A 2,820-nucleotide genomic window follows, 5' to 3' on the forward strand; every position below is an offset into this window, starting at 1 on the left:
AAGGCTCAGCGGGTGTTTCAAGTGTAGGCTCATAACAAGGCCATCAAACATCGCACCCTACGGGTGCTGGACTCGCAAAAATCGCTCGCCGTTTATGGCAGGCGTTATGTGCTTGTGGGTATCTATGCGTAACAAGTTTGGTTATTTTGTTTTCGTACTAATTGTTTTATCTGCATCATTTCAATCAACAGCACAAGGCAAGGAAAAACACATGTCAGGGCCAGCGCAAAACGGTGTTCTTATCTATTCTCTCGATTTGAGCAATTTATCAGAGTTTTATGAAAAACTTTTCGGGATGCGAGTTGTTCGCAAGACCAATGATTTTATTAGCTTGGAAACGAATGGTTTCAATTTAATCATTCATGTTCCGCCATTCGATATGCCGACTGAAGCATTCAGCCCTATTAAGATTTTCCTTACGGTAGAAAATATGGCCGTGTCTAGAGAAGAAGCTGTTAAGTTGGGTGGCCAAGCATTCGAGGGGGAATGGAGCAATCCCATATTTAAAGTGTCAAATATCGCTGATCGGGATGGTAACCAGATTCAACTCCGCCAATTAAGCAAGTAAAGTTCGATTAAATTTCGATAATGGTTGAGACACATAACAATACGCATCACTCGCTCCCATTGGTCGCTGGGACGCAACCCGCTGCGCGGCTCGTCGCCCGTGTGCTATGCGTTATCCCCCATCAATTTTATACTTTTGAGTCCCAAGGTCTAATCGCCAAATTCCTCTTTCATAGCCGAAGGTTTGTGTCGAAATCGGCAAACAATCTTTGTTTGTGTTACGTGTCTGAAATTCCAAGCACGCAGTTGAATTCAGTTTTAGGTTGTTGTTTCTTGGTGGCTTAAACACGGTTTGCGACAAAGTGAAATGCGGTAGCTTTTTCAAAAGGTGCTGGCGGCAAGCCGCGAAAGATATGGAGCAAGGGCTAACAAGTGCAGCCACAGGACAAAAAACCGCTCCGCAATTTTTTGCCTGTGCTGGCAGGCGTTATAAGTCTTCAGGAGAGATCGAGTGACAACGATTGTTCAGCAAATAGTCAGCCGTGATATTGAAGCTGTGATTATCTACGAATCTGAACAGGTAATTGCTTTCGCTGATCACGACCCCATCAATTTCGGTCATATTCTTATTTGTCCGAAAGAACCGTACGAGTCTTTCATTGATTTACCAGCGTTAGTCCACGATGAAATCCAAGTTGTAGCAAGAGATCTTTATTCTCGGATCGCCAATAAGTTTAATCCTGATGGAATATCATTTATCCAAAACAATGGAAAGTGTAATGAACTTGACCATTATCATTTGCATATATTTCCTCGCTTCAATGGAGATCAATTTGGTTGGTTAAGTAGTGATATTGGTATTCAAAGCATAGAAGTTCTTCGTGAGTCGCTATCAGGCTTATAACAAGTGCCTTAAACATCGCGGCCTTCAGCCGCTGGACTCGCAACAAGTTGCTCGCCGTTTAGGCGAGCGTTATGTACTTTAGCAATCATCAACAAACGAGGCTTATCTTATGTCTATTACAAACAAATCAGACGCAGAGATTCTAGCAATTGCTTTACCTATGATTGATGCGGTTGTTAATGCTTCAAATCAACAAGATTGGACTTCCTTTTGCGCCTATCAAACACAGCAGGAGGCTCTTAACCCAGATAATAAAGCCGCTGTTCTAAAAGCATGGACAGAACAAGTACTGTTTACATCTCTAAGCCTCGATAGGGAGGTCTTGGGCGTACTGCGTAATGATGAAGTTGCACAAATAATCTGGAAGCAAACCAGCACAAAAGTTGCGGGTGAGTATCTAGCTCGCTATTTCGTCCAAGAAATAGACCAAGAGATAAAAGAAGTCGGTTTTTTAATCGATTAACTCGCACATAACAATGCCATCATACATCGCCCTTCGGGGCTGGACTCGCAAAACACGCTCGCCGTTTATGGCAGGCGTTATAACACATTCGAACCCGTCACATCTCAAGGAGTGAAATGGAAGAATATTGGAATCCGATGGTACCTGAGTTATCGGTGTCAAACTTTGCGAATTCGCTTGTCTTCTACCGTGAAATTCTCGGCTTTAAAGTCAGAAGCCAAAGGCAAAACCCAGACTTTGCATACCTTGAACTTGAGCAGGTTCAAATCATGTTGGAACAAATCCATGAAGATGCTTGGGTCACAGGCGACTTGGTTACTCCACTTGGTAGAGGGGTGAATTTTCAAATCGAACTTTCAGATATTTCTCCCGTTTACGAACGTATTCATGCTGCAAACATCAAACTCTTTAGAGAGCAGAAGGAAACGTGGTACGACGTAGGTGAGTCATTGTCTGGTCAAAGAGAGTTCCTAGTCCAAGACCCAGATGGTTATTTGCTAAGGTTTTCCCAATATTTAGGGGAAAAGCCCAAAGGCTAGAACTGCGTTATAACAAGGGCTTAAAGGGGACTAAAAACACTGGATCATTTTTTTTCTTTTCAAGTTTTCGTGCTTAAGGTGGTTGATTCGCGTGAGTCGTGTGTTTTTAGCCCCTTAAGCCGACGTTATCCTCCATCAATTTTAAAGTTTTGAGTCCCTCGGTTTAATAGCCAAACTCCTCTTTTCATAGCCGCAGGTTTGTATCGAAATCCGCGAACAACCTTTGTTTGCGTTGCGTGTCTGAAATTCCAATCACACATTTGAATTCATGTTCAGGTTGTTGTCTCTTGGTGTCTTAAAAACGGTTTGCGGCAAGATGAAGCGCGGTAGCTTTTTCTAAAGGTGCTGGCGACAAGCCGCGAAAGACATGGAGCAAGGGCTAACAAATGCAGCCACAGGACAAAAAA

The 2,820-nt window shown here is 43.0% G+C and carries 4 protein-coding genes; all 4 read left to right on the forward strand.

From position 1 onward, the window contains the following. Positions 1 to 568: VOC family protein (locus tag CS022_RS24345; protein ID WP_235869899.1), on the forward strand; the 568-nt coding region annotated here is incomplete at its 5' end. A 450-nt stretch (positions 569 to 1,018) separates the two neighbouring features. Beyond that, positions 1,019 to 1,411: an HIT family protein gene (locus tag CS022_RS24350; RefSeq protein WP_129124445.1), complete on the forward strand. Its 393-nt coding sequence runs from the start codon at positions 1,019 to 1,021 to the stop codon at positions 1,409 to 1,411. A gap of 109 nt (positions 1,412 to 1,520) precedes the next feature. Then, positions 1,521 to 1,874, forward strand: a complete 354-nt coding sequence (locus CS022_RS24355; protein WP_129124446.1) for a hypothetical protein — start codon at positions 1,521 to 1,523, stop codon at positions 1,872 to 1,874. Positions 1,875 to 1,990: 116 nt separating this feature from the next. Beyond that, positions 1,991 to 2,413: a bleomycin resistance protein gene (locus CS022_RS24360; protein WP_129124447.1), complete on the forward strand. Its 423-nt coding sequence runs from the start codon at positions 1,991 to 1,993 to the stop codon at positions 2,411 to 2,413. Positions 2,414 to 2,820: the final 407 nt, after the last annotated feature.

Origin of the sequence: Veronia nyctiphanis, assembly GCF_004116385.1 — a bacterium.
Lineage (GTDB): Bacteria > Pseudomonadota > Gammaproteobacteria > Enterobacterales > Vibrionaceae > Veronia > Veronia nyctiphanis.

Excerpts from the sequence above, each read along its gene's own strand:
- CS022_RS24355 (WP_129124446.1), top strand. The coding sequence starts at position 1,521 with ATGTCTATTACAAACAAATCAGACGCAGAGATTCTAGCAATTGCTTTA.
- CS022_RS24360 (WP_129124447.1), top strand. The coding sequence starts at position 1,991 with ATGGAAGAATATTGGAATCCGATGGTACCTGAGTTATCGGTGTCAAAC.